The organism is Phytohabitans maris (assembly GCF_031085175.1).
Lineage (GTDB): Bacteria > Actinomycetota > Actinomycetes > Mycobacteriales > Micromonosporaceae > Phytohabitans > Phytohabitans maris.
The window spans coordinates 64,956-91,251 of record NZ_JAVHUY010000036.1 but is presented as its reverse complement, the minus strand read 5'-3'; the positions used below and the strand labels follow the sequence as shown (position 1 = coordinate 91,251).

The following is a 26,296-nucleotide window of genomic DNA, read 5'->3' as shown; positions in this document are numbered from 1 at the left end:
TCAAGGAGGGTCGCGCCGGCCTCGACCGGCGCGGCCCTCCCGCCGATCCTCGCTCACCTCCAGGATCCGCTGGCGCAGCCAGGCATGCCCGGCGTCCCGCTCGTGGGTGGGATGCCACCACAAGGCCACCATCCGGTCGGCGGCCTCCGGCGGTGCGGGGAAGACGCGTACCCCGCCCAGTGGCTCCAGCCGGCGCGCCAGTGACTCCTGAACGATGGCCACGTGCTCGGTCGAGCTGGCCAGCAGCATCGGTAGCACCACATAGCTGGGAACGGTGACGCGGATGCGCGAGCGGATATTCCACGCCTCGAACGTCGCGGCCACCGGCGACGTACCGCCGTGGTACGTGGTGATCCAGGTCATCTGCTCCAGCCGCTGCTTGGTCAGGCGGCTCCCGACCGCCGCTCGCTCCCCGACCATGAACACCCACCGCTCGGTCCACAGGTCCATCGCGGGGAAGCCGGCGATGATTCCCCGGGGCACGACGAGGGCGTCGACCGCGCGTAGAGTCTGCTCGATGTCGCGGATGGCGGCGTCGGTCAGCGCCACGAAGTCCAGCCGCACCTCCGGCGCGTCGGTCATCGCCGGTATGAGCAGCTCGCCGAGACCCACCAGGGCGACGTCAGCGACCATGATCCGGAAAGTCCGGGTCGACGTCTTCGGATCGAACCGGGTCTCCCGCAGGAAGATCTCCTCCGCCGTGGCGAGCGCCTGCTCGACCGCACCGAGCAGGCTGGCGGCGAGCGCGGACAGCTCGAACGTGTTACCGCTGCGCACCAGCAGCGGGTCGTCGAAGTGGGTCCGCAGCCGCTGCAGCGCACTGCTGGCCGCCGGCTGCCCGACGCCGAGGCGGGCCGCCGCACGCGAGACGCTCCTCTCCTCCAGCAGCGCGCGCAGGGCGGTGAGCATGTTGAGATCGAGCCGGGCCAGGTCGTCCACGGTTGTCCAGGCTACTGTCCTGACCAGGGCATACGCCGCCAGCCCAGCGGCGAAAAGGGAAGGCATGTTCGGATGAGCTTGCGGCAGGCGGTGGCGCGCTCCGGCGCGGCGATGGCGGCCCTGCTCGTCGCGGCGGCCGGCTGCGGCGGCGAGCGGACAAGCGCTCCAGACCCGAGTGGACCGCTGGCCGGCCGGACCGTCGGCTACCTGCCGCCGAACCTGCGCAACCAGGTGTACATCGAGCTGATGAACCGGTTCACCCGGGCCGTCGAAGCCGCCGGCGGCCGGGTCGTCGTCGGTGACGCCGCCGGCGACCCGACCAAGCAGCTCCAGCAGGCACAGGGCTGGATCACTCGCCGCCAGGTGGACGCCTGGTTGGTTCTGCCGGTGGCACCGCGGGCGTTCAAGCCCGTCCTGGACCAGGCGGCGCGGGCCGGTATCGCCTCGGTGGTCGGCTCGACGCCGGCGGAGATGGGCTACGCCTCGGCACCGGCCGGCATCGGGTTCAGCGGCAGCGACTGGGCCGAGCTCGGGCGGCTCGCCGGGCAGCAGCTCTCCCAGTGCATCAACGAGCGGCTCGGCGGCCGCGCCCAGGTCGCGATCCTCGGCGGTCCACCGCTGCCGGGCCCGGTCGTCACCGAGCGGATCGCCGCCCAGAAGGCAGCCATCCTGGCCGGTTCGCCGGGCGCGCGGATCGTCGCCGAGGCCGACGGCCAGTCGCAGCGCAAGGTGTCCCAGGACAAGATGGCCGCGATTCTCCAGGCCCACAAAGACGTCAACGCCCTCACCGGTACGTCCGACGACAGCATCCTCGGCGGCGTGCAGGCGCTGCGCCAGGCCGGCCGTGACCCGGCGGCGATGTGCGTGGTCGGCATCGACGGCACCCCGGACGGCCGCAAAGCGTTGACCGACGGCACCTTCTACGCCGACGTGGTGCTCGACCACGAGTTCTTCGGCTCCGACACCGTCCAGGTGCTCACCGGCCTGCTCGCCGATCCGACCCGGCCGGGCCCCCAGCGCACCATCCCGTTCCGGGTGCTCAAGCCGTGACCGCCGCGCTGCTGTTCGCCCGGGACCGCGGCATCGTCGTGCTGTGGGGCCTGCTGATCCTGCTCATGTGGGCGCTCGGCGGGTCCAGCTTCGCCAGCTACGACAACGCCGTCCTGATCCTCAACGCCGCCGCCGTCACCGCCGTCTTCGCCGCCGGCATCGCCATCGGGGCACTCGCCGGTGTACTCGACCTGTCCATCCCCGGCACCGCGGCACTGGCCGGCGTGGTCTGCGCCCGGCAGCTCGTGGACGGCCGCGGCGCGGTGGCCGGGATCGCCGCGGGCCTGGCGGTCGGAGTCCTGGCCGGCCTCGTCAACGGCCTGCTCGCTGAGCGCGGCCTCAACCCGCTCGTGGTCACCATCGGCACCCTGTCGGTCTCCTCCGGCCTGGCGCTGGTCGTGACCGGCGGGCTGCCCGTATCCGGCTTCACCGACCTGGAGTTCCTGGGCACCGGCCGGCCGCTGGACATCCCCGCCCCGGTCTACGTCATGCTCGCCGTCTACGCGACCGGCTGGCTGTGCCTGACCCAGACCCGGCTCGGGCTGCGGCTGACGGCCGTCGGAGGCAATGCCGAGGCGGCCCGCCGCTGCGGCGTGCCCAGCTCCCGCTACCGGGTCATCGGCTTCGCCGGCGCCGGCCTCTGCGCGGCGCTGGGCGGCATCCTCACCGCCGCCACCGTGGCCCAAGCGGACGCCGTGGTCAGCACCGGCGTACTCTTCGACGCCCTCACCGCCGTCGCGCTCGGCGGCGTGGCGCTCAGCGGCGGCCGGGGCAGCCTGCCCCGGGTGCTCGTCGGCGCGCTCGTTGTGGCCACCATCGCCAACGGCCTGCTGATCCGCGACGTGCCGCCGTACTGGACCACGGTCGCCACCGGCGCCCTGCTGATCGCCGCCATCGCCGCCGACCGCGCCCTGTCCGTCGCGCTCACCCGGCGCACGCTGGAGGTACCCCGGTGACCGCGCCCGCGTTGCGGCTGCGGCAGATCAGCAAGCGGTACGGCGCCACGACCGCACTGGACCGGGTCGATCTGGAGGTGTACCCCGGCGAGGTCCTCGGGCTGGTGGGCGACAACGGCGCCGGCAAGTCCACCCTGCTGCAGGTCGCCTCCGGGGCGCACCGCCCGACCGCCGGCGAGCTGTGTGTCCAGGGCCGGCCCGTCGCGTTCGGCTCACCGCGTGCCGCCGCCGCGGCCGGCATCCACATGGTGTACCAGGACCTGGCGCTCGTGCCGACCCAGGACGTGGGGACCAACCTGTACCTGGGCGACGAGCCGTTGCGCGGCGGCCCGCTGCGCTACCTGGGCGTGTTGGACAAGCGGCGGATGCGTCGCGAGGCCGACCAGGCGCTCGCTCGGCTGGGTGTGCGCCTCGGCCCGACCAGCCGGCCGGTGGAGCTGCTCTCCGCGGGCCAGCGACAGGTTGTCGCTCTGGCCCGCGCCGCCGTCCGGGTCATGGCCGCCGGGCACGGCGTGCTGCTGCTCGACGAACCGACCGCCGCGCTCGGCCCCGAACAGTCCCGCCAGGTCCGGCAGCTCATCACCCGCCTCGCCGGCCAAGGCGTCGCGGTCGTGGTGGTGACCCACGACCTACCGCTGTGCTTCGCCGTCACCCACCGGGTCGCCGTACTCCACCGTGGACGTAAGGTCGCCGACCTGCCGACCGCGGAAACGGACCTGGACGCGGTGGTCGGTTGGATAACCGGCGCCCGTCCGCACCAGCCGTAAGTCTACAAAGGACGACGGTGTGCGTGGCCGGATCCGGCCAGAAACATTGACCATCAGAAAAACCTCGGAGCAAGCTCAAAGGGCAGCTCACATCGATCCCTTACCCCACCGGATCGTCCCACCCCAGCACGCGGTGATTCGTTCCACCGTGCCCGGGGCCCCGTACCCACGCCAAAACACGGGAGAGTCATGCAGCGCAGAGACCTGCTCAGAACCGCCGGCGCGGCCGGCATGTTGCTGGTGCTGTCCGACGGCCTGCGACCGCCTGCCGCATCCGCGTCCGGCAAGGACCGCAAGGACGACTATCGCGACCCGCCGCCGTCCGCGCGCCCGTACACGTGGTGGCATTGGATGAACGGCAACATCACCGCCGACGGCATCACCGGCGACCTGGAGGCGATGGCCCGCGCCGGCCTCGGCGGCGCCATGATCTTCGACGTCGGCACCGGCATCCCGAAGGGACCGATCGCCAGCCTCACCCCGGCCTGGTTCGACCTGGTCGACCACGCCGCCAGCGAGGCGGACCGGCTCGGCCTCGCGCTCACCCTGCACAACTGCCCCGGCTGGTCCTCCACCGGCGGCCCGTGGGTCACCCCGGACCGCGCCATGCAGCAGCTGGTCTGGAGCGAGACGTACGTCAGCGGCGGACCCGTCGACGTGGACCTGCCGCAGCCGCTGACCAACCTCGACTACTACGCCGACGCCGCGGTCATCGCCTTCCCGTCACTGACCGGCGAGACAAGCGCGTTCGCCCAGCGGCTCGCCGCGGTGACCCTCGACGGCCAGCCGGTCGACCGGTCGCTGATCACCGACTACAGGATCGACACCGCGGTGCCGGTGCGCCCCGCCGCCGGGCAGCCGGCCCACCTCGTCTTCGACTTCGGCCAGCCGTACCAGGCACGGGCGGTCTCCGCGCACGTCTCCGCCGCCGCAGGCATCACCCTCGAATCGTCTCCCGACGGCCAGACCTGGACCGCGGTGGCACCGCTGGCCAACGGCGCGGCATTCGGCCGCGGCGCCGAATACCCAGCCATCGCCACGTTCGCCCCGGTCACCGCCCGATACTTCCGGCTGGTCGTCACCGGCTCGGTCGACATCCGCGAGGTCGACATCGCCGCCGCCGACCGCGTCCCCAACTGGCCGCAGAAGTCGAACGCGCAGCGCAGCACCAACCTCCCGCAGGATCTCAGCACCCGCACGGTGGCCGGCGCCATCGACTCCAGCAAGGTCATCGACCTCACCGACAAGGTCCGCGACGGGCACCTGACCTGGACCGCACCCGCCGGCGACTGGACCATCCTGCGCCTCGGGCACACCCCGACCGGCCGCCAGCAGAACGCCTCCACCGACACCGGCCTCGGCCTGGAGATCGACAAGTTCAGCGCCGCCGCGATCGACTTCCACTTCGAACGGTTCTTCGGCCCCCTACTGGAGGGCATGAAGCCACTGCGGGAGCGGGGCATGGCCGGCGCCCTCGTAGACAGCTACGAGGTCGGCATGCAGAACTGGACCGGCGAGTTTCCCGCCGAGTTCCGCCGCCGGCGCGGCTACGACCTGCTGTGCTACCTGCCCGCCATGACCGGCCGGTACGTGGACAGCGCCGAGGTCACCGAACGCTTCCTGTGGGACCTGCGGCGCGCCCAGGCCGACCTCATGGCGGACGCCTACTGGGGCCGCTTCCACGAGCTGTGCCAGCAGCACGACATCGTCTCCTACACCGAGCCGTACGGCAGCGGACCGTTCGACGAGAACCAGGCCGGCTCCCGCGTCGACGCCACGATGGGCGAGTTCTGGCTGCGCACCGGCAACCACGTCGAGCACATGAAGCTCGCCGCCTCGATCGCGCACATCCACGGCCAGCCGGTCATGGGCGCCGAGTCGTTCACCGCCCGGGCCGAACACGCCAAGTGGAGCGAGTACCCGTACGCCATGAAGGCCATCGGCGACCTCATGTTCGCCTACGGCCTGCAACTGGTCATCTTCCACCGGTACGCGCACCAGCCCGGCCACCCGGACGTGGTGCCCGGCATGACCATGGGCCCATGGGGTATCCACCTGGACCGCACCAACACCTGGTTCGAGAAGGCCGGCCCGTGGCTGACCTACCTGGCCCGCTGCCAGCACCTGCTGCGCCAGGGCAAGTTCGCCGCCGACCTGCTCTACTTCACCGGCGAGAGCTCGCCGGTGGTCACCCGGGTCAAGGGGGTACCGGACGACGGCTTCGATCTGCTCACCCCCAGGCCGCCCGACGGGCACGAGTACGACGTCTGCGACACCGAGGCACTGCTGTCCCGGGTGCGGATCGAGGGCGGCCGGATCGTGCTCCCCGACGGCCAGCAGTACCGGGCGTTCGTGCTCCCCGACGGCACCGACCAGATGTCGCTGGCGGTCGCCGAGAAACTCCGCGACCTGGTACACGACGGCATGTGGCTGGTCGGCGCGCCACCCGCCCACGCCTACGGTCTCAAGGACAAGGAGCAGCGTGAGGCGCGGCTGCGTGGCCTCGTGCGGGAGCTATGGGGCGACCTGGACGGCAAGCGGCGTACCGAGCGGCGGGTAGGCCGCGGCAGGGTGATCTGGGGGCAGTCCCTACGGCATGTGCTGGACGCCCTCGGCCTACGCCCGGACTTCTCGTACACCGCCGCCAGCCCGGACCCTTCCCTCAGCTACCTGCACCGCACACTCGACGGCGCCGACATCTACTTCGTTGCCAACCAGCACCGGCGGGTCGAGGAACTCGTCTGCACGTTCCGGGTCAGCGGCAAGCGACCCGAACTGCTGGACCCCGCCACCGGCGAGATCACCCCGGCAGTCGTGTACGAGACCGGCGGCGGCCGCACCACGCTGCCGTTGCGGCTCGACCCGTCCGGCTCGGTGTTCGTGCTGTTTCGGTCCAGCACGCGCGGCGACGCGGCGTCGGCGATCATCCGCGGCGGGCGGCGGCTGCTGAGCACGCGTCCGTTCGGCGCGGCGGATCCGAAGCCGTACCGCAACGTGCGGAACACCTTCACCGTCACCGCCTGGGTCAAGCCGGAGACCGAGACGACCGTCGGCGACGAGAGCACCACCGGCACCGCCGGCGCCAGCGGGATCAGCTTCGTCAACTACCCGCCCGAAGGCGACACCCTCTACGGCGCCGGGCACGCCGCGTCCGGCCTCGCCGTCGGCCGCAACGTCATCGCCGTGTACGAGCATGCCCGCGACCACTTCCCGGCCGTGCTCGTCGCCCGCGTGCCCGTACCCGGCTGGAACCACATCGCCGTCGTCTACCAGAACGGCGTGCCGTCCCTGTATCTCAACGGCACCCTCGTGAAGCAAGGGCTGGCGACCGGCCGCACCGTCCACCCCGGACTCGGCTCGCCGTCAGATCGGGCGTTCACCCCCTTCTTCGAGGGTGACGTCGCGGCGCTCGAAGTCACGTCGAATGCGCTCAGCGCGGCCGAGATCGGCCGCCTGGTCGCCGCGGGCCTGCCCGCGCCCGACGAGCCGCCCGAGCTTCAGGCGGCCACCGGCGGCCTGCTCGTGTGGCGGAACGGGCGGTACACAGTGGAGCGCCACGGACGCGACGGCGCCCTCGACGTGACCGGCATCGCGCCGGCACGACAGGTGACGGGGCCGTGGCTGGTGGCCTTCCAGGAGAACCGCGGGGCACCGGCCCAGGTCACGCTCGACCAGCTTGCCTCGCTGCACCACCATCCGGACGCCGGCGTGAAGTACTTCTCCGGCACGGCCGCCTACCGCACGACGTTCACGCCGCCGTCAGGCCCGCGCGGCGGCGACCGGCGGGTCTTCCTGGACCTGGGCCGGGTCGAGGTCATCGCCGAGGTATCCGTCAACGGCCGCGACCTCGGCCAGGTGTGGAAGCCGCCATACCTTGTCGACGTGACCGACGCACTGCGGTCCGGGCCGAACGCGCTCGAGGTGCGGGTGACCACGCTGTGGCCCAACCGGCTCATCGGCGACGAACAACTCCCACCCGAGTACCAGTACGTGCCCGGCAGCCAGGGCAGCGGCATCGCGGCGATCCCGGACTGGTACATCGCCGGCCAGCCCAAGCCGGGTGGCGCCCGGATCACGTTCACCACCTGGAAGCACTACTCGGCCGACTCGCCACTGCTGGAAGCCGGCCTCCTCGGCCCGGTCACCCTCCGCAGCGCGGTACACAAGCGGGTCTAGCGCCTCACACCGGTGGCGGTCGCGCCCCCAGCGCGCCCGCCACCGTGGCCAGATCCGGTCATTTCCTATTGCCTGGATTACTCACCGGCCGCGATGGCCCATAATCTGGCCCGCGCCGCGCAGCCCGTGCCGGGCCAGATGTATCGCGTCGGCGCCTTCTCCGCGACCGTTCTGCGTCCAAGCGATAGAGGCTCGAACCAGTGACTTCTTCCGCGCCCACCGAGCCGAAGTTGATCAGGCGGCGCGCTGTGAACGTGCCCGGGTCCGTGCCAATGCGGTCAGCGCGGTCTCGTCGGCGTCGGGCAGAGTGCCCAGGTAGCCCTCCGTCGTGCTGAGGCGGACATGTCCGAGGCGCTCCTTGACAACCTGGATGTCCGCGCCGCCGGCAAGCAGCCAGGAGGCGTGGGCCCGGCGAAGGTCTTGGATCCATACCGACTCGCGGCCTGCGCCAGCGCGGGCGCGACCCTTTCCGGTCCTCAGGGAGACGGACGTCCGGATCCCTGCACGTCCCAGCGCGGGGTACCACACGTTGATGCGGAACCAACCGCGGGAGATGTGGTCGTGCTCCGCGGCCGCCTTCCGCGGTTGACGTGGCGAGTCCTTTCCTGCCGCTCGACGTTGGGCGCGGTAGTCGGCGAACGCTGCCCGGCAGTAGGGACGCCGGCACTTTCCAGCAGTATATGCCGACAACGTACCGTGGAGATACTGTCGACCTCGGTCATTGGGATCGGTGAGCCCTAAATCGCCGTCGACCGGATCTGGCCGCTTCGGAGCGGAGGGCTCAGCCCACGCCCGGAATAGAAGGTCGGTTGGCTGTAGATCTCGTTCCTGAATGTGTGCTTCAAGTTTGAGGAGGATATGGCGCGCCAACTTCAGCCTGCGCGGTGTCTTATCTTTGGGATAGGGAACGACCAGGAGTCGCTTGCCTTCCGGGTGAAACTTGGGATTCACCTCGATAACGACCCGTGTGACGGTGAGAATGCCGGTACGGAAGTCGATGTCGGAGACGCGCAACTCGGTCAGTTCGCCCCATCGCAGGCCGCTCTCGATGTCCGTCTCCACCAATAGGCGAGCAACCTCATGTTCGAGCGCCGAGTAAATATCGTCGAAAGTCTCCGGCGTAATGATAGAACGCTTGCGTTCGGGAACGGTCGGAAGCTTTACGCCGCGGCAGGGCTGGATGAACGTCACCTGATCTGTGAAAGCTGTGGTGAAGACAGCGCTTAGGATGTAAAAGACGTTGCTGAGAGTCTTGCGGTCCATCCCGCGATCTGCCTGCTCGGCAATCCATTCCCGGACCTGGTCGGGCATAATCTCCGCCATGCGCATCGGGCCAAACCATTCCATGATGTGCTTGTCGAGTTGGTAGGCGTAGCCCTGACGTGTGGTCAGCTCCATGACGTGATTGGCAACCAGGTCTCGCGGACGTAGTCCTGGAAACGCTGGCGTCCGCGGCGTGGGTCGCCGATCCGCCCCTCGGCGAGCTTGACCTCAGCTCGCCGCCACGCGGCGTTGGCCTCCTTCTTGCTGCCCAACGGCGGCTAGGCTGCCGGTAACGATGTGGGACTGCCGCAGGGCTCACCATCCGCGCTGTGCGCCATGACCGGTGTCCTCGACCGCGACACGCCGGTCGGTCCAAGACACCCGCGCTGCTCGTGCCCGGCTCCGTCCTCGGTGCCCGGCGCAGCGAGTTGGCCGCTCTCGATGTCGCCGACCTGAGCTTTGCCGAGGAAGGCGCTCAGGTCGGAGTCCCTATCTCCAAGACCGACCGGACTTCCGGGGGCCGCATCTGCTCGATGCCCCGACGGCGCACACATCGGTGATGTGCCTGGTACACGCTACGCAGGCGTCGCTGACCGTGCTCGCCGAGCACAGCTTCATCGGAGGGCTCGGCCGGGCGATCACCAAGCAAGCAGTTCGGGGTTACCTGACCGGGCACTACGACCGGTCCGGCTCCAGCAGAAGATCTCCGCAACCTGGCGCGTCCTGCGCGGCCTGGCCGCCTTCGCACCGTGCGGCTCGTACCTCGATGCCGCCACCAAACACGGCCAAGACGCGCTCGCCGTGCTCAAGCGGTTGTTCACCACCGGCCCGTGGATGCCCCAGCGTCCTCAAGCTGAACACGTACGGTGACTTCAACCCAGGAGCGACGCTTGTCGTCTCTGTACCCGAGGTTGCGCGAGCCCGGGAATGCGGCCGGCGGCCGAGCGCCGGGCGCATGCCATCGTTCGATCCACATCACTGGCCGGGGCCGCTGTCTTGCCGTGTCACCACCAGCAAGTTGGGGATCACGGCGATGGGGATGCCACAACTTCTCCTTTGGTGTTGCAAAGGAAAGCAAACCTACCTTGTCGGGCTGACCGGTGAAACACTCGATCAGGATTCCGGAGAGACAGGGTTGGTGCGGATGCAAACCGTGGTCATCGGCGGGGGCATAGTCGGCCTGACCACCGCTTATCACCTGGCTCGCGAGGGCGTGCAGGTCACCGTTCTCGACGCGCGGGCGACCGGGCACGGAGCTTCCGACGTCAATGCCGGATGGATCGTGCCGGCCGAAGCGGCACCGGTGCCGGGGCCGGGAGTCGTGCTGACATCCATGAAGTGGATGCTGCGGCCCGACAGCCCGCTCTACATCCGCCCGTCGCTGCACCCGCAGTTCCTCTCCTTCCTCTTCGGGATGTGGCGCGCGTCGAACGCGCGCCGCCAGCGAGCCGGGTTCGCCGGGCACCTCGCGCTCGCGGAGAGCACCGTGGAGACCTTCGACGACTACCGCGCCGACGGCATGGACTTCGAGATGCACTCGACCGGCCTGCTGATGGCGTTCACCCAGCGCGCGAACCTCGACCACCACCTCACGCACCTCGACCTGGTGAAGAAGTACGGCCTTGAGCCGACCGTGCTCGAAGGCGACGACGTGCGGGTGCACGAGCCGCTGCTCTCCGACGCGGTGCAGGGCGGCCTGTTCTTCCCGAAGGAGCGCCACGTCGACCCCGGCACCCTGGCGCGCGCGCTGCACCGCCGGCTGGTCGATCTGGGCGCCGACCTCGTCGAGTACGCACCGCTCACCGCGGTCGAGCGCGACGGCGACCGCATCACCGCGGTCCGCTCGCACGAGCGCACGTTCTCGGGCGACGCCTACCTGCTGGCGGCCGGTGCGTGGACGGGGCCCCTGTCGCGGCAGTTCGGCGTCCCGTTGCCGGTGCGCCCCGGCAAGGGCTACAGCGTCGATGTCGAACCGCTCGCCATGCGCAGCGCGACGAACCTGTCCGACGCGAAGGTCGCGGTCACGCCGCTCACCCGCAACCTGCGGCTCGCGGGGACCATGGAGTTCGGCGGCCTCGACGAGGACATCAACCAGGTGCGCGTCGACGCGATCCTGCGGGCGCCGGCCATCTACTTCCGCGACTGGCAGCCCCCGGCGACCCCGCCGAAGCCGAGCGCGGGCATGCGTCCAATGACCCCCGACGGCCTGCCGATCATGGGTCGCCTCGGTCGTCTCTCGAACGGCTTCGTCTCCACCGGCCACGGGATGTTGGGCGTCACCCTCGCCCCCGGCAGCGCCGCCGTGATGACCGAGCTGATCCTGCACGACACCGCCTCCCCGCGTATGGCCCCCTTCACCCCCCGCCGCTTCCGCAGCGCCCGTTGAGTCACGAAAGGACCACCATGACCACCCGCCGCAGCGCCGACCTCCATGGAATCCTGGCCGCCGTCCCGACGCCGTTTACCGCGGACAACGTGGTGAACGAGGACGGCATCCGTGCGTTCGCCGAGCGTCTCATCTCGGCCGGCATCCACGGCATCGTCTCGACCGGCACGACCGGCGAGTTCACGACGCTGACCGATGCCGAGTACAAGCAGGTCATCGAGGCGTACGTCCGTGCGGCGGACGGACGCGTTCCGGTGATCGCCGGAGTCGGCGCGATGTCGACCGGGAAGGCGATCGAGCTGGCGCAGCACGCCGAGAGGGTCGGGGCCTCGGCCGTGATGCTGGTGCCGCCGTTCTACGACCCGCTCGATTTCGGGACCCTGAAGGTGTTCCTGCGCGAGGTCGCCGAGAGCATCGCCCTGCCGATCGTCTACTACAACGTGCCCGGCGCGACCGGCATCCGGCTCTCGGCCGCAGAGGTCGCGGAACTCGGCGACATCCCCGGCATCGACTACCTGAAGGACACCTCCGGCGACGCCGTCGCGCTTGCGGGCCTGCTCGCCGGCTACGGCGATCGCATCAAGGCGTTCAACGGATGGGACACGCTCACCTTCTTCGGCATCGCGTCCGGCGCCGAGGCCTCGGTGTGGGGTCTGGCCTCGGTCCTGCCCGAGCAGGCGGTGCGGCTCTGGGACGCGCTCGCCGTGCGGAAGGACCTCGACGAGGCGCGTGCGCTGTGGAAGGACCTCTGGGCGGTCAGCGACTTCCTCGAGTCGGTGAACTACGTCGCCGGCATCAAGGGAGGGCTCGAGCTCGTCGGCCACCCGGTCGGCGATCCCCGTCGCCCCATCCAGCGTCTGTCCGACGAGGACCGCGCTCGGTTCACCGCGGTCCTGAAGTCGGCGGGAGCGATCTCCGCATGATCCCCGTTCTGGAGACCGTTGAGGTGCACGCCGAGGGCGAGCCCGGACGCGTCGTCATGAACGCGGGGGAGTTCGTCGTCGGGGCGACGATGGCCGAGCGCCTCGCGTACTGCCGCGACAACCTCGACGACGTGCGCAAGTTGCTGCTGCGTGAGCCGCGCGGCTACCCCGGCCTGTGCGGGGTCTTCATCGTCCCGCCGGTCGAGACGGGGTCGCACTTCGGGATCATCGTGCTCGAACAGGGCGGGTTCACCCCGATGTCGGGCAGCAACACCATGTGCGCCGTCACCGCCATGCTCGAATCCGGGATGATCCCGGTGCGGGAGCCGGTCACCGAGGTGCAGATCGACACGGCCGTCGGCGTCGTGCAGGCGGTCGCGCGCGTGGAGCGCGGCCGGGTCCGCGCGGTCACCGTGCTCAACGTCCCCGCGTTCGTCGTCGACCTCGATGTTCCGCTTGAGGTGCCCGGCGTCGGGACCGTCCCGGCCGACATTGTCTTCGGCGGCCAGTTCTTCGCCCAGGTGCGCGCCGCCGACCTCGGCGTCGAGCTGGTGCCCGAGAACGGCCGTGAGCTGGTCCGCCTGGGCGCGGTCATCAAGCTCGCCGCATTGGAGCAGATCACAGTGGTACACCCGGTTAACCCCGAGATCAATAGGATCAGTCTGGTCATGCTGCACAGTGGCGACCGGCAGCCCGGCCGCGAGGACCGCAACACCGTCGTCGTCACGAACGGCGAACTGCGGGCTGACGACCCGACGACCTGGACCGGCGCCCTCGACAGGTCGCCGTGCGGCACCGGGACGAGCGCCCGCATGGCGGCGCTCCACGCGCGGAGCCAGCTCGCGATCCTGGAGGACTTCCACCACCGCAGCATCGTCGGCAGCGAGTTCGTCGGGCGCCTTCGCGGTGTCGCCGAACTGGCGGGCCGCCCGGCGGTGCTTCCCACCATTACCGGTGGCGCGTGGGTGACGGGCCGCGCGCAGTGGTCCGTCGATGACGCCGACATCTTCCCCACGGGCTTCACGGTGGGCGACATCTGGTCGCCCCGGCCCGCGTGAACGGAGCTCAGATGACCGAGATGCAGTTTCTCGCCGGCGCGCGCCGTGCCGGCTCGGGCGACCGGACGATCCCGGTCTCCGACCCCTCCACCGGTGAGGTGATCACTACGTACACGCCCGCGACCGAGCGGGACGTAACGGATGCGATCGCCGCGGCCCGTTCCGCCGCCGGCGAGTGGGGCCGGGTTCCGCCCGCCGAACGCGCCGGGGTGCTCAACCGAGCGTCCCGCATCCTCGCCGACCGGGCCGTCGAGGTCGCCGCGGTCGAGAGCCGCAACGCCGGCAAGCCGATCCGCCTCGCGACCGAGTTCGACGTGCCGGGCACGATCGACAACGTCGAGTTCTTCGCGGGAGCCGCACGGCATCTGGAGGGAAAGGCGGCGGCCGAGTACGTGCTGGGGATGACGTCGTTCATCCGGCGCCAGCCGGTCGGTGTAGTCGGCTCCATTTCGCCGTGGAACTATCCGCTGCAGATGGCCGCCTGGAAGATCCTGCCCGCCGTCGCGGCCGGCAACGCGATCGTGCTGAAACCCGCCGAGATCACCCCTCTTACGACGGTACTGCTCGCCGAGATCTTGACCGAGGCCGGCTTGCCCGCCGGTGTGGTCAACGTGGTATCCGGGCCCGGTTCGGTCACTGGGACGGCGCTGCTGCGGGCTCCGGGAACCGATATGCTCTCGTTCACCGGCTCCACGAGCGTGGGGCGTATCGTGCAGCAGGCGGCGGTCGAGGGCGCCCGGCGCGTGCACCTTGAGCTGGGCGGCAAAGCGCCGTTCGTGGTGTTCAACGACGCCGACCTTGAGGCCGCGATCCACGGCGCTGTCGCCGCGAGCCTGGTCAACGCGGGCCAGGACTGCACGGCCGCGACCCGCGCGATCGTGCACAGCTCGCTCTACTCGGACTTCGTCGCCGGCGTCGCGGAGCTCTACGCCACGGTCCGCATCGGCCCGACCGACGACCCCGCGACCGACCTCGGCCCCGTGATCTCGCCGGAGCACCGCGCACGCGTTTCCGGCTTCATCGAGCGCGCCCGCGCGGAACGCCGCGTCTTCGGCGGAGAGCTCGTCGACGGCCCCGGCTCGTATCTGCGTCCAGCCCTCATCGCCGACGCCGACCCGGTCGACGAGTGGTTCCGCGAAGAGATATTCGGTCCCGTGCTGACCGTCACGCCCTTCGAGAGCGAAGCCGAGGCGATCGCTCTCGCCAACGACACCGTGTACGGGCTCGCGGCATCTGCCTGGACCCGGGATGTCGGCCGCGCCATGCGGGTGACGCGCGACATCCAGGCCGGCTGCGTCTGGGTCAACGACCACATCACGATCGTCAGCGACATGCCGCACGGCGGGGTGAAGCAGTCGGGCTTCGGCAAGGACATGTCCGACTACTCGCTCGACGACTACACGACGGTCAAGCACGTCGCGATCGACTCCTCCGGCGTCGCGCGCCGGCCGTGGCACCGCACCGTCTTTACCGACACCAGCGCGGCGGGATGAGACAGACTCGATCCAGACCTGGCGGGACGGAGTGAAGTGACTGGGAACGAGCCGGCGTGGGCCGAGCGCTACGGGGCGGTGCAGCGCCTCGCCGACCTCGACACGCTCGTGCTCAATCCCAGTGTGCATCCGCGCTGGGTCTCGCCCTCGCGGTTCTGGTACGACCGGGCGACCCGCGCCGGTGCCGAGTACCGGCTGGTGGACGCGGAGTCCGGCGAAAACACCCTGATCGCGACCCACGCATCCGTGGTCGCCGCCCTGGGCACAGCGCTGCGGCGGGACCTGCCGCCGGACGCCGTCATCCTGCGATCCCTCGATGTCGACCTCGACCCGCTGCGCCTGCGGTTCGGCTACGCCGGCCGCAGCTGGCACTTCGACCCGGCGACGGCATCCCTCGCTCAGGATGCCGCGCGGCCCGCGCCGACCTGGGCGGTCTCCCCCGATGGCCGGCGTGCGATCTCGGTGCGCGACCACGACCTCTGGGTCCACGACCTGGTGAAGGGGACCGAGAAGCGCTTGACCTCGGACGGCGCCGAGGACGACGCGTACGGGATGGGTGCGTCCCGGATGCGTTCGGTATACGACAAGTACGGGCTGCGCGCCGCGCCCGACGGGATGTGGTCCCCCGATTCGCGGCTGTTCTTCACGCTGCAGACGGACGAGCGCGAGGTCCCGGAACTGCCCGCCACCACGTACGTCCCCGCCGACGGGCTGCGTCCGACGGTGCACCCGAACCGCACCAGCATGCCGGGGGACGCGCACGTGACGGAGTTCCGCCTGTTCGTGCTGGATCCGCTGACCGGTGCGCAGTTCGAGCCGGAGCACTCCCGCATACCGGCCAGCCGGATGAGCGACACCCCGTTCGCCGCCGAGACGGTGTGGTGGTCAGCCGACGGCGGGACCGCCTACTTCGTCGACCTGGAACGCGGGGAGCGCGCCGCCCACGTGCGGGCGTTCGACGTCGCCGCCGGCACGACGACCACGCTGTTCTCCGAGACCTCGGAGTTCGCGCTCGAGCTGAGCGTCAGCCTGTACGACCCGGCGCTCATCATCCCGCTCGCGGAGTCCGGCGAGGTCATCTGGTACTCGGAGCGCACCGGCCGCGGGCACCTCTACCTCTACGACCTCGCCAGCGGCGAGCTGGTGCGGGCTCTGACCCAGGGCGACTGGCAGGTGCGCGAACTGTTGCGCGTGGACCCGGTGCGGCGCGAGGTGTCGTTCCTCGCCGGGGGCATCGACCCCGCGGAGAGCCCCTATGTGCGGAAGGTCTGCGTCGCCGGACTCGACGACGGGCGCGTGCGCGTCGTCTCCGGCGAGCCGGGCGACCACCGGGTCTGGCGGCCGCGCTCCTGGGACATCGCCGTGCTCTCGCGCACCACCGGCGCCGACATCGGACGGATCAGCGGCTTTTCCCCCGACGGCGACTACTTCGTCGAGACGGTCGGAGACGTCGACCGGCTGCCCCGCTCGGTGCTGCGCCGCAGGACAGGCGAGGAGATCGCCGTCCTCGAGACCGCCATCGGCGACGGCCTGCCGGACGACTGGCGGTGGCCGGAGCGCGTGACGGTCCCCGCCGCAGACGGGTCGTTCGAGCTGCACGGCCTGCTCTTCCTCCCGCCCGACCCGGACCCGACACGGAGCTATCCCCTGGTCGACCTGGTCTACGGCAGCCCGCAAGAGTCGCTCGTCCCCACCGCGGCATTCGTCGACTACCCGACGGCGTGCACCTTCGTCGAGGCCGCGGGGTACGCCGCACTCGGGGCGTTCTGCCTCGTCCTCGACGGGCGTGGCACGGCGAACCGGGAGCGTGCCTTCCGGCAGGCCTCGTACGGCGCCCTGCAGGACGTCTCGAATCTCGACGACCACCGCGCGACCATCACGGCGCTCGCCGCCCGGCATCCGATCGACCTCGACCGGGTCGCCATCACCGGGTTCTCCGGCGGCGGCTATCTCGCCGCGCTCGGCGCGCTGCGGCACGGCGACTTCTTCTCGGTCGCCGTCGCCGCCTCTGGCAACTTCGATCCCCGCCTGTTCTCCCACGGGTTCGGCGAGCGCTACCAGGGCCCGTTCGACGCCGCCGGCTACGAGAGGGCGGCGGCGAAGACGTACGCCGCGGGGCTGCGGGGGCATCTGATGCTCATCCACGGGCTCGAAGACTTCGGCGTGCATCCCGCGCAGCTGTTCCAGTTCGTGCAGGCCCTCATCGACGAGAACAAGGACTTCGACCTCGTCGTGCTGCCCAGCGCCGGTCACGAGGTCACCGGCTACGGGATGCGGCGGCGGCTCGACTACCTGGTCACGCACCTGTTCGGGTCGACCCCGCCCCAGCCGGTGCGCATGCTCGACACCCGCGGCATCGTGATGGCGAGCGAGCACGCCGACGCGGAGCTGCTCGCCTCGCTCCACCTGGCGGAAGGACGGATCGGATGACCCTCGACGACGCCTACTGGCAGGGACCGTTGCCGCGGCCGCTCTTCGACGACTTCGACATCGAGATGGAGGTCATGGTCCCGATGCGGGACGGCGTGCGTCTCTCCACGGATGTCTATCTCCCGCGCGGGGCCGAAGGTCCCCTGCCGACAGTGCTGGTGAAGACCCCGTACGACAAGGACGTCGGCGAGGGCTCGGTCCGCACGAAGTGGGTCGACTACTTCGCGCGCCAGGGATACGCGGTCGTCGTGCAGAACGAGCGCGGGTTCCTCTTCTCGGAGGGCGTGTTCGTCGACTACCTGGCGGGTGCCGGGACCGACGGCCCGGACACCGTCGCCTGGATCCTCCAGCAGCCGTGGTCGAACGGCCGGGTGGGCACCATCGGGTGCTCCAGCTCCGGCGAGCATCAGTGGCCGATGGCCTCGGCGAACGCGCCGGGCCACGTCGCCATGGTGCCGGGTGCGTCGGGGACCGCGGTCGGCGACGTGCCGGGCAACGACACCCGCGGCGCGTTCTACAAGGGCGGCATCCCGATGCTCTCCAACTGGGCGAACTGGTACGGGCGCCTCGCCCCGACCGAGAAGCCGGTGATCCCGGCCGGTGCCACGCAGGAGGAGCGGCAGCGCATCCGCAAGTACTTCCAGTTCTCGGCGCGCAAGGGCTGGGCGCCGGACACCGCGGAGCAGCTGCGCCACCTGCCGAGCAAGGACGTGCTGAGCAACGCCGGGGCGCCGGTGTCGCCGTTCGATCGCTACATGACCCGCACGCCCGCCGACCCGGCGTGGAACGAGGTCGAGCTGATCGGCGAGGGCGACGAGCCGCGCGTCCCCGCCCTGCACATCAACACCTGGCACGACCTCGCCATCGGCGAGACCACCCGGCTGTTCAGCTACCTGCAGAGTCTGGACACCCCGGAGCAGTACCTCATCATCGGCGGCGGGCCGCACTGCGCGATCTGGCAGGAGCTTCCCTATGAGCTCACCAAGAAGACCGCGAAGGAGATGTTCGCCGGCTTCACCACCACCGAGATCGACGCCATGCCGGCCCCGGACATGCGCGACTTCGTGTTCGGCGACCTGAAGCTCGGCGACGTGCGGTACCGCGGCGTGGACCACGGCTACCCGAAGCTCTACCTGGCCTGGTTCGACAAGTGGGTGCGCGGCACCGAGAACGGCGTCGCGGACATGCCGAAGGTGCAGCTCTTCGTGATGCACCAGGGCTGGATCTCGGCCGAGAGCTGGCCGCCGCCGGCCGCGGTGCCGACCACCTTCCACCTGGTCGCCGACCCCGAGGCCTGGCGCCGGAACGAGGCCGGCGGCCTCCGGACCGACCCGTCTGCCGAGGAGTCCGAGGACTCCTACGTCTACGATCCGATGAACCCGACCCCGAACCTCGGCGGGGTGCTCGGGTTCAACGCCGCCCTCGATCAGCGCCCGATCTCGGCGCGACGGGATGTGCTCGTCTACAGCACGCCGCCCCTTGAGCAGGCGATCACGGTGGTCGGGCCGGTCGAGGTGACCCTCGATGTCTCCACCTCGGCGCGGGACACCGACTTCATCGTCCGACTCGTCGATGTGCTCCCCGACGGCACGGCGATCAACCTCGCCGACGACGGCTTCCGGCTGCGCTACCGCGCCGGGTTTGACCAGGCGCAGCACGCCGAGGAGGGCGAGGTCTACCGGATCACCCTGCCGAACATGGTGACCGGCAACCGCTTCCAGGAGGGCCACCGCATCCGGCTCGAGATCTCATCGAGCAGCTTCCCGGCGTACGAGCGCAACCTCAACACCGGCGGCGCGAACTTCGACGAGATCGAGGGCGTCGTCGCCCGGAACGCGGTGCATTACGGAGGCTCACGGGCGTCGAGCGTGACCCTCCCGGTGATTCCGGACTAGCCATCGTCGGCGTCGCGGCGGATGGGCTCCGCGACGCCGCGCATGTGGCGGACGACCCGGCGCAGGAACTCCCCGGTCGCGGGGGAGACGCGGGTTCCGCGTCGGGTGATGATCGCGAAGACGTCGTACATCGGCGGGTCGAAGCTGCCGGTCGTCAGGTTTGCGGGGAACACCGGCGATCGTGTGACGGCGCTCGGCACGTAGGTGGTCGCGAGGCTGGCCGACGCGAGCTGCAGGGCGGTGTCGAGGTGCTCGACCTCGAACGGGAACTCGAGGCGGATGCCGGCTGTCTGCGCGCGCTCGGCCAGCTGGCGGCGGGTGGGATCGTGCTCCGCATACTGCGCCTCGTAGAGCACGAGCGGGCTCTTCGCCAGCTGCTCGATGCTCAGCGGGCGCCGCGTGAGGTCGGGATCGGAGCTGACGATCAGCACCTCGTCCCGCGCGATCGGCTCGACATCGATGCCGTCGTCGTTGACCGGAAGCACCACCAACGCGGCCTCGAGAGCACCGGCCCGCACGGCATCGGCGATCTCGGAGGAGTTGCGCCCACGCAGCCGGAGCCGCACCGCCGGGTGGGCGGTCGCGAAGTCCCGGATGAGCGCCGCGAAGCCGTAGTGCGCCGGAGCGCCGAACGCGCCGAAGGTCACGGTCCCGCCCAGCAGCGCCCGCATCCCCGCGACGCTGCGCTGCGCCTCCTCGGCCGCGGCGACCACGCGGCGGGCGTGGGGGAGGAACTCCTCGCCGGACTGTGTGAGTCGGATGCCTCGCCCGAGGCGGACGAACAGGTCGACCTTCAGGAAGCGCTCAAGCTGGCGGATCTGCTCGGCGACTGCCGGTTGGGTCACCTGCATGCGTGCCGCGACGGCGGTGAACGAGCCCAGATCGGCCGCACCGAGAAAGTAGAGCAGCTGCCGCAGAGTCAAAAGCAATCCTTGGGTTTCAGGAAGGAAAACAAAGCTACCACCGGAGTCGGGGGCGTGCCAGACTCAACGAAAGCCCTGGTCAGGTGGCACCGCTGTCGGAGAGAGAGTCGGATGAAGCCGGATCCATCGAATACCGCGGTCGTCGCGGGGAGCCACAACGCGGAGATCGGCCTTCCGGCGGCGTGGGAGATCCTCGCCGCGGGCGGCAGCGCCGTCGACGCGGTCGAAGCTGCGACCCGGCTCGTCGAGGACAACCCCGCCGACCATTCGGTGGGCTACACCGGCTACCCGAACCTCCTGGGCGAGGTGCAGCTCGACGCCGCGATCATGGATGGCGCGAACCGTCGTGCGGGCGCCGTCGGCGCGATCGCGGGGTACCGCCATCCTGTGACGGTCGCGCGCGCGGTCATGGAGAAGCTACCCCACACGTTCCTGGTCGGTGAGGGTGCCGCCCGGTTCGCCTCCGAGATCGGCATGACGCCGGAGGACCTGCTCACCGACGAGACCTGTGACATATGGCAGAAGGGAGTCGACGGCATCCTGCCCGGCAAGCTGGAGATGTTTCGCGGCCCGCTGGCGCAGCTCACCGCGCTCGCCGCCGACCCGGAGCACGTTCATGGCACCGTCAACGTCGTCGCCCGCGACGTGCACGGGCACCTCGCCGCCGCGGTCAGCACGAGCGGCTGGGCCTGGAAGTACCCGGGCCGCATCGGCGACTCGCCCATCGTCGGCGCCGGCATCTACGCCGACGACCGGTACGGCGCCGCCGGTTGCACCGGACTCGGCGAGGTGTCGATGCGCGGCGGGCTCGTGCGCGACGTCATCTCGCGCCTCGCCGCCGGGCAGCCGCTCGTCGACGCCGGCCGCGCCGCCATCGAGGACCTGCTGCCGATCGCCCTGGAGTTCCCGGACTCCGCCGTCATGAACATGGTCGCGATGACGCCGGAGGGCGAGGTCGTCTCGTTCACGACCGCTTCATCCCTTGAGTACGTCTACCTGCGCGACGGGATGTCGGAGCCGGTGCGCGCCCAGAGCGTCACCGTCGACTGGCCCGGCGTCGAACTCGGACGCTGACTGTGGCGATCGTCCGGTTCATCGTGCGACGGCTGCTCGCCATGCTCGTGCTGCTGTTCGTCATCTCGTTCCTGGTGTTCTCGCTGCTCTACCTCGCGCCGGGCAGCGCGATCGACGTCCTGCTGAAGAACGTGCCGCGCAACCCCGAGACCGTCGCGGCGCTGACCGCCAAGTACCACCTCGACGAGCCGTTCATCACGCAGTACTGGATCTGGCTGCAGGGCGCGCTGCGGCTCGACTTCGGCGAGTCGATCCAGACCACGCTGCCCGTGACCGGCGAGATCCTCGCGCGGCTGCCCGTCACGGTGTTCCTGGCGATCTACGCGTTCGCCATCGAGATGGCGATCGGCCTCGGGGTCGGCGTGCTCGCGGCGCTCCGGCAGCGCAGTGTTGCCGACCGCGGCCTCGTCGCGCTGACCGTGGTCGGCCTGAGCACCCCGGCCTTCGTCAGCGGCGTGTTCCTGCTCTACGTGTTCTCGGTCGCGCTGGGCTGGTTTCCGGCGTTCGGCGCGGGCGAGGGCTTCCTCGACCGGCTGTGGCACCTGACGCTGCCCGCCTTCTCGCTGGCGATCGTCGGATCGGCCTTCGTGGTGAAGCACGTCCGGGCGGCCGTGCTCGCGGTGCTCGACCAGGACTACGTGACGTTCGCGCGGGCTCGGGGAATCAGCCGGTCGAAGGTGCTGTTCCAGTACGTGCTGCGCAACGCGATGATCCCGATCCTGGGTGTCAGTGCGATGGTGCTCGCCTTCCTGCTGATCGGCGCCGTGTTCATCGAGGTGACGTTCTCGATCAACGGCATGGGCTCGCTCGTGGTCAAGGCCGCGAACTCGCAGGATCTGCCGATGATCCAGGGCGTCGCGATCTTCATCGCGCTAATCGTCATGGGCTTCAACCTGCTCGCCGACCTGGCGTACCTCGCGGCCGACCCGCGGGTGCGGAACAGGACCCTCGCATGAGCGCCCGTACCGAGGTCGTCTCGCTGATCGAGGCGCCGCGGACCCGGCCGAACGTGCTCGTGGTCGTCACCTTGACGATCCTCGGGCTCATCGTGCTGCTCGCCGTCTTCGGCCGTCTGGTCTCGCCGTACGACCCGATGCAGCAGGACCTGGGACTCGGACTCTCGACGCCGTCGTCCGAGCACTGGCTCGGCACCGATGCGCTCGGCCGCGACATCCTCTCGCGCATCCTCGCGGGCGCGGCCAGCGCCGTGGTGGGCCCGTTCGTCATCGCCCTCGGCGCGATGGTGCTCGGCAACGTCCTGGGCCTGCTCGCCGGCTACCGGGGCGGCCGGATCGACTCGATCATCATGCGCTGGGTCGACCTGACCTTCTCGCTGCCGGGAACGCTGGTCGTGATCGTGGTGGCCGGGACCTTCGGCGGCAGCTACTGGCTGGCGGTGGTGTTGCTGATCATCCTGGTGGCGCCAGGGGACGCCCGCATCATCCGCGGCGCGACGCTTGAGCAGGCGCCGCGCCCCTACGTGGAGGCGGCGAAGTCGATCGGCGTCTCCGAGCCGCGCATCCTGCTCACCCACATCTGGCCGAACGTCGCCCCGGCGGCGATCGCGAACGCCAGCATCAATTTCGCCGGGTCGCTCGTCGCGCTCGCCGGGCTCTCGTTCCTCGGCCTCGGCGTCGCCGCCGGGACTCCCGACTGGGGCCTGATGGTCGCCGAGGGCCGCAGCCTGCTCTTCGTGAACCCGGTCGCGGTGCTCGCCCCGGCCGCGATGATCGTGCTCACCGCGACGATGGTGAGCATCGCGGGTGACTGGGTCTACGAGCGGCTGTCGAGCCGGGGGATGTCGCGATGACCGGGCTGACCGTCGACGGACTGCGCGTCGTCGCGGGCACATCCGGGCGCATGATCGTCGACGACGTGGACCTGTCCCTCGCGCCGGGCGAGTCGATCGCCATCGTCGGCGAGTCCGGCAGCGGCAAGTCGATGACCGCGAAGGCGCTGATCGGGCTGCTGCCGCGCGGGATCCGGGCCGAGGGCGACGCGAACTTCGCCGAGGTCGACCTCATGGCCCTGGACGAGAACGCGTGGCAGCGGGTGCGCGGCTCCCGCATCGGGCTGATCATGCAGAACCCGTTCACGATGCTGAACCCGGTGTTCCGCGTGCACCGGACCATCGAGGACTCCCTGCGTCCCGAGGACCGGTCCCGCATGACCCGTGCGCAGCGGCGGCAGGACGTCGTCTGGCGGCTCGCCGAGGTCGGGATCACCGACGCGAGCGTCGCCGACCGGTACCCGTTCCAGCTCTCCGGCGGGATGCGGCAGCGCGTCGCGATCGCGGCGGCGCTGGCCCGCGAGCCCGAGCTGCTGATCGCGGACGAGCCCTCGACGGCGCTCGACGTGACGACCCAGCGCGATATCCTCGCGCTCATCAAGAAGCTGCAGGTCGCGCGCGGGATGAGCCTGATCCTCATCACCCACGACCTCCGGATCGCGTTCTCGATGTGCGATCGCGCCTACGTCATGTACGCGGGCGTGATGGTCGAGACCGCGACGTCGAGCGAACTTGAGCACGAGCCGCTCCACCCCTACACGCAGGGTCTGCTGCTCTCTGAGCCCCCCGCCGACCGGCGGATCGCGGAGCTCGTGGCGATCCCGGGCTCCGTGCCGCCGGCCGATCAGGTCGCGACCGCCTGCCCGTTCTCGACGCGGTGCGCCTGGGCGAAGGCCGAGTGCCTCGTCGGGCGCCCAGCACTGAGCGAGGTCGAGCCGGGGCGGCTGAGCAGGTGCATCCGCATCGACGAGATCCGGGGCGAGCTGCGCGAGGTGCGCTCCGCGGCCGAGGCGGAAGCGGTGGAGACCTCCGCGACGGAGCCGGCGACCGCGCTGGTGGTCGTCACCGACGCGCACAAGGAGTTCCGTTCCGGTCAGCGGACCGTGACCGCGCTCGGGTCGGTGTCCATCCGGCTCGGAGAGGGGGAGGGGGTCGGACTGGTGGGAGAGTCCGGCTCGGGCAAGACCACCCTGGGGCGCGCGATCGCGGGCCTGGAGACGCTCACCGGCGGGACGATCGAGATCGACGGGATCGACGCATCCGACTGGTCGAAGCTGTCGGCACGCGACCGCAAGAAATTGCGCGGCACGGTGCAGATGATCTTCCAGGACGCGTACTCGTCGCTCAACCCGACCCGTTCGATCGGCTCGGCGCTCGCGGAGGCGATCTCGATCCGCGACCCCTCCGCGCGGAACATGTCGCAGCGGGTGGGCGAGCTGCTGCACTCGGTGGGCCTCGAACCCGAGTACGCGCAGCGGAAGCCCGCGGCGCTCTCCGGCGGCCAGCATCAGCGCGTGGCGATCGCGCGTGCGCTGGCGGTGCACCCCAAGCTGCTGATCTGCGACGAACCCGTCGCCGCGCTCGACGTGTCGGTGCAGGCGCAGGTGCTCAACCTGTTCTCGCGCATCCGCGAGGAGCACGGGATCGGGTACCTCTTCATCACCCACGACCTGTCGATCGTGCGCCAGGTGGTGGAGCGGGTGTATGTCATGCACAACGGCTCGGTGGTCGAAGCCGGACCGGTCGACGACGTGCTCGGCACACCGAGTCACCCGTACACGCAGAAGCTGATCGCCTCGGTCCCGTCCGCGGAAGCCGGCTGGCTGGGGGAGGGCTGACATGGTGGAGTACCAGGGACTCGAACCCCTCGAACCGCAGCTGTCGCCCTCGGCTCGGCTGCGGTACGAGTTCGCGCAACGCCGGGAGACGGGGTACGACCCGTCCGGCCTCGAAGCGCGATTCGCCGCGCTGCCCGCCGACCCGCCCGCCGCGATGGTCTGGGAGATCTTCGACGCCCTCGACGATCTGCCCCGGGACCCGACCTGGGCGTTCGAGGAGCCGGACAGCCACGACGACATCGTCGCCGCGCTGCCGGCGGACGACTCCCCGCCTCCGTCATCGGATGCCCGGATCGAGGATCGGGTGCACGGCGGCTGGCTCGGGCGAGTCGCGGGATGCAATCTCGGCAAACCCGTCGAGGGCGGCAAGACCTGGACACGTCCCGTCATCAGGCGGTACCTGGAATCGGTCGACGCCTACCCGCTGCGCGACTACGTCCCGATCGAGTCCGACCGGTACGGCGAGCTCTGGTTCCGCGATTGCTGGACGGAGACCGCACGAGGCCGGATTCACGGCTCGGCGCGCGACGACGATCTCGACTACACGATCATCGGGTTGCATGTCCTGGAGACCTACGGCCGGGAGTACACGGGCTCGGACGTCGCCGCGGAGTGGCTCTCCCGCCTGCCCGTTCTCCTCACCTTCACGGCGGAGATCATCACGATCGCGAACCTGCTCGAGGGCGTTCGGCCGCCCGCGACAGGCGGCTACCGGAATCCTCACCGCGAATGGATCGGAGCGCAGATCCGGGCCGACATCCACGGGTTTACGAATCCGGGGCGTCCCCGCGCGGCGGCCCTGCAGGCGATCGAGGATGCGACGCTCTCCCACCGCGGGAACGGCGTGTACGGCGCGATGTGGGCGGCGGCCCTGGTCGCGGCCGCCTTCACGGCCGATGGCCCGCGCGATGCCGTCGTCGAGTCGCTTCGTCACATCCCTCCGCGATCCCGGCTCGCCGTCGCTGTGCGCGGGGTCCTCAAGTCGTACGACGCGGGCCTCGGATGGGATGCCGCGCTCGACAAGGCGGATGCCGAACTCGGCCACTACCACTGGGTGCACGCCGTCAACAACGCCGCCGCGGTCACGGCAGGCCTGCTCTGGTCGGAGGGGGACTTCACGACCGCGATTGGCCTCACCGTCCAGGCCGGGCTGGACACCGACTCGAACGGAGCCACGGCCGGATGCGTCGCCGGCGTGCTCACCGGGGCATCCGGCATTCCGCGTCACTGGGTGGAACCGCTCGACGATCGCATGCGCAGCGCCGTGCTCGGATACGACGGATCCCGCATCAGCGAGCTGGCCGCCCGCACGACCCGGATCGCCCTGAGCTGACCG

The 26,296-nt window shown here is 70.4% G+C and carries 18 protein-coding genes and 1 pseudogene; 16 read left to right on the top strand and 3 right to left on the bottom strand.

The genetic code is table 11. The features are described from left to right. On the bottom strand, positions 1 to 939 hold the full coding sequence (locus RB614_RS31345; RefSeq protein ID WP_308716293.1) for a LysR family transcriptional regulator: 939 nt from the start codon (positions 937 to 939) through the stop codon (positions 1 to 3). 72 nt (positions 940 to 1,011) lie between these two features. Between RB614_RS31345 and RB614_RS31340 the strand changes: the two genes are divergently transcribed. From RB614_RS31340 to RB614_RS31325, 4 genes are all read left to right on the top strand, one after another. After that, the gene (locus RB614_RS31340) at positions 1,012 to 1,989 is read left to right on the top strand and encodes a sugar ABC transporter substrate-binding protein (protein WP_308716292.1); all 978 of its coding nucleotides are present in this window, start codon (positions 1,012 to 1,014) and stop codon (positions 1,987 to 1,989) included. Continuing rightward, entirely contained in the window at positions 1,986 to 2,945 is a 960-nt protein-coding gene (locus RB614_RS31335) for an ABC transporter permease (protein ID WP_308716291.1), read from the top strand. Before RB614_RS31340 ends, RB614_RS31335 begins: the two co-directional genes overlap by 4 nt. Next, positions 2,942 to 3,712, top strand: a complete 771-nt coding sequence (locus RB614_RS31330) for an ATP-binding cassette domain-containing protein (RefSeq protein WP_308716290.1) — start codon at positions 2,942 to 2,944, stop codon at positions 3,710 to 3,712. Before RB614_RS31335 ends, RB614_RS31330 begins: the two co-directional genes overlap by 4 nt. 189 nt (positions 3,713 to 3,901) lie before the next feature. Beyond that, positions 3,902 to 7,888 (top strand): glycosyl hydrolase, encoded by a 3,987-nt coding sequence (locus tag RB614_RS31325; RefSeq protein ID WP_308716289.1) that lies wholly within the window; start codon positions 3,902 to 3,904, stop codon positions 7,886 to 7,888. 234 nt (positions 7,889 to 8,122) lie between these two features. Here RB614_RS31325 and RB614_RS31320 read toward each other — a convergent pair whose 3' ends face one another. Then, positions 8,123 to 9,286, bottom strand: coding sequence for a tyrosine-type recombinase/integrase (locus RB614_RS31320; protein ID WP_308716288.1), 1,164 nt, complete (start codon positions 9,284 to 9,286; stop codon positions 8,123 to 8,125). A 534-nt stretch (positions 9,287 to 9,820) separates the two neighbouring features. On the opposite strand from RB614_RS31320, the pseudogene RB614_RS44405 reads away from it, so the two are divergent. From RB614_RS44405 to RB614_RS31290, 7 genes and pseudogenes are all read left to right on the top strand, one after another. Then, positions 9,821 to 10,021 (top strand): annotated as a pseudogene (locus RB614_RS44405) (IS66-like element ISFsp10 family transposase); the annotation flags it as partial. Positions 10,022 to 10,106: 85 nt separating this feature from the next. Beyond that, a complete protein-coding gene (locus RB614_RS31315) occupies positions 10,107 to 11,537 on the top strand; it encodes an NAD(P)/FAD-dependent oxidoreductase (RefSeq protein WP_308716287.1) in 1,431 nt (476 codons plus the stop codon). A 17-nt stretch (positions 11,538 to 11,554) separates the two neighbouring features. Next, a complete protein-coding gene (locus RB614_RS31310) occupies positions 11,555 to 12,460 on the top strand; it encodes a dihydrodipicolinate synthase family protein (RefSeq protein WP_308716286.1) in 906 nt (301 codons plus the stop codon). Next, positions 12,457 to 13,518 carry a proline racemase family protein gene (locus RB614_RS31305; RefSeq protein ID WP_308716285.1) on the top strand — a complete coding sequence of 354 codons (1,062 nt, stop codon included), beginning with the start codon at positions 12,457 to 12,459 and terminating at the stop codon, positions 13,516 to 13,518. Before RB614_RS31310 ends, RB614_RS31305 begins: the two co-directional genes overlap by 4 nt. Before the next feature lie 11 nt (positions 13,519 to 13,529). After that, complete coding sequence (locus RB614_RS31300) at positions 13,530 to 15,011, top strand: aminobutyraldehyde dehydrogenase (protein WP_308716284.1); 1,482 nt, start codon at positions 13,530 to 13,532, stop codon at positions 15,009 to 15,011. A 36-nt stretch (positions 15,012 to 15,047) separates the two neighbouring features. After that, on the top strand, positions 15,048 to 17,441 hold the full coding sequence (locus tag RB614_RS31295; protein WP_308716283.1) for a S9 family peptidase: 2,394 nt from the start codon (positions 15,048 to 15,050) through the stop codon (positions 17,439 to 17,441). Beyond that, on the top strand, positions 17,438 to 19,336 hold the full coding sequence (locus tag RB614_RS31290) for a CocE/NonD family hydrolase (RefSeq protein WP_308716282.1): 1,899 nt from the start codon (positions 17,438 to 17,440) through the stop codon (positions 19,334 to 19,336). Before RB614_RS31295 ends, RB614_RS31290 begins: the two co-directional genes overlap by 4 nt. On the opposite strand, the gene RB614_RS31285 is transcribed toward RB614_RS31290, so the two are convergent. After that, positions 19,333 to 20,259, bottom strand: a complete 927-nt coding sequence (locus RB614_RS31285) for a LysR family transcriptional regulator (RefSeq protein WP_308716281.1) — start codon at positions 20,257 to 20,259, stop codon at positions 19,333 to 19,335. The two genes, RB614_RS31290 and RB614_RS31285, sit on opposite strands and share 4 nt — an antisense overlap. 111 nt (positions 20,260 to 20,370) lie before the next feature. Here RB614_RS31285 and RB614_RS31280 point away from each other — a divergent pair, with 111 nt between their 5' ends. The 5 genes from RB614_RS31280 (at position 20,371) to RB614_RS31260 (ending at position 26,293) form a co-directional block, all read left to right on the top strand. Then, positions 20,371 to 21,333, top strand: a complete 963-nt coding sequence (locus tag RB614_RS31280; protein WP_308716280.1) for a glycosylasparaginase — start codon at positions 20,371 to 20,373, stop codon at positions 21,331 to 21,333. Between the two features lie 2 nt (positions 21,334 to 21,335). After that, on the top strand, positions 21,336 to 22,289 hold the full coding sequence (locus RB614_RS31275; protein ID WP_308716279.1) for an ABC transporter permease: 954 nt from the start codon (positions 21,336 to 21,338) through the stop codon (positions 22,287 to 22,289). After that, positions 22,286 to 23,143, top strand: a complete 858-nt coding sequence (locus RB614_RS31270) for an ABC transporter permease (protein ID WP_308716278.1) — start codon at positions 22,286 to 22,288, stop codon at positions 23,141 to 23,143. The genes RB614_RS31275 and RB614_RS31270 overlap by 4 nt, the downstream gene beginning before the upstream one ends. Continuing rightward, positions 23,140 to 24,960, top strand: a complete 1,821-nt coding sequence (locus tag RB614_RS31265; RefSeq protein WP_308716277.1) for a dipeptide ABC transporter ATP-binding protein — start codon at positions 23,140 to 23,142, stop codon at positions 24,958 to 24,960. The genes RB614_RS31270 and RB614_RS31265 overlap by 4 nt, the downstream gene beginning before the upstream one ends. A 154-nt stretch (positions 24,961 to 25,114) precedes the next feature. Then, complete coding sequence (locus RB614_RS31260; RefSeq protein ID WP_308716276.1) at positions 25,115 to 26,293, top strand: ADP-ribosylglycohydrolase family protein; 1,179 nt, start codon at positions 25,115 to 25,117, stop codon at positions 26,291 to 26,293. The last annotated feature ends 3 nt before the right edge of the window (positions 26,294 to 26,296 follow it).

Bases quoted from the DNA above. Each gene is read 5' to 3' on its own strand.
- RB614_RS31340 (WP_308716292.1), top strand. From the start codon at position 1,012: ATGAGCTTGCGGCAGGCGGTGGCGCGCTCCGGCGCGGCGATGGCGGCC.
- RB614_RS31325 (WP_308716289.1), top strand. From the start codon at position 3,902: ATGCAGCGCAGAGACCTGCTCAGAACCGCCGGCGCGGCCGGCATGTTG.
- RB614_RS31320 (WP_308716288.1), bottom strand. From the start codon at position 9,286: ATGGAGCTGACCACACGTCAGGGCTACGCCTACCAACTCGACAAGCAC.
- RB614_RS31315 (WP_308716287.1), top strand. From the start codon at position 10,107: ATGCCATCGTTCGATCCACATCACTGGCCGGGGCCGCTGTCTTGCCGT.
- RB614_RS31310 (WP_308716286.1), top strand. From the start codon at position 11,555: ATGACCACCCGCCGCAGCGCCGACCTCCATGGAATCCTGGCCGCCGTC.
- RB614_RS31305 (WP_308716285.1), top strand. From the start codon at position 12,457: ATGATCCCCGTTCTGGAGACCGTTGAGGTGCACGCCGAGGGCGAGCCC.
- RB614_RS31300 (WP_308716284.1), top strand. From the start codon at position 13,530: ATGACCGAGATGCAGTTTCTCGCCGGCGCGCGCCGTGCCGGCTCGGGC.
- RB614_RS31290 (WP_308716282.1), top strand. From the start codon at position 17,438: ATGACCCTCGACGACGCCTACTGGCAGGGACCGTTGCCGCGGCCGCTC.
- RB614_RS31280 (WP_308716280.1), top strand. From the start codon at position 20,371: ATGAAGCCGGATCCATCGAATACCGCGGTCGTCGCGGGGAGCCACAAC.
- RB614_RS31270 (WP_308716278.1), top strand. From the start codon at position 22,286: ATGAGCGCCCGTACCGAGGTCGTCTCGCTGATCGAGGCGCCGCGGACC.
- RB614_RS31265 (WP_308716277.1), top strand. From the start codon at position 23,140: ATGACCGGGCTGACCGTCGACGGACTGCGCGTCGTCGCGGGCACATCC.
- RB614_RS31260 (WP_308716276.1), top strand. From the start codon at position 25,115: ATGGTCTGGGAGATCTTCGACGCCCTCGACGATCTGCCCCGGGACCCG.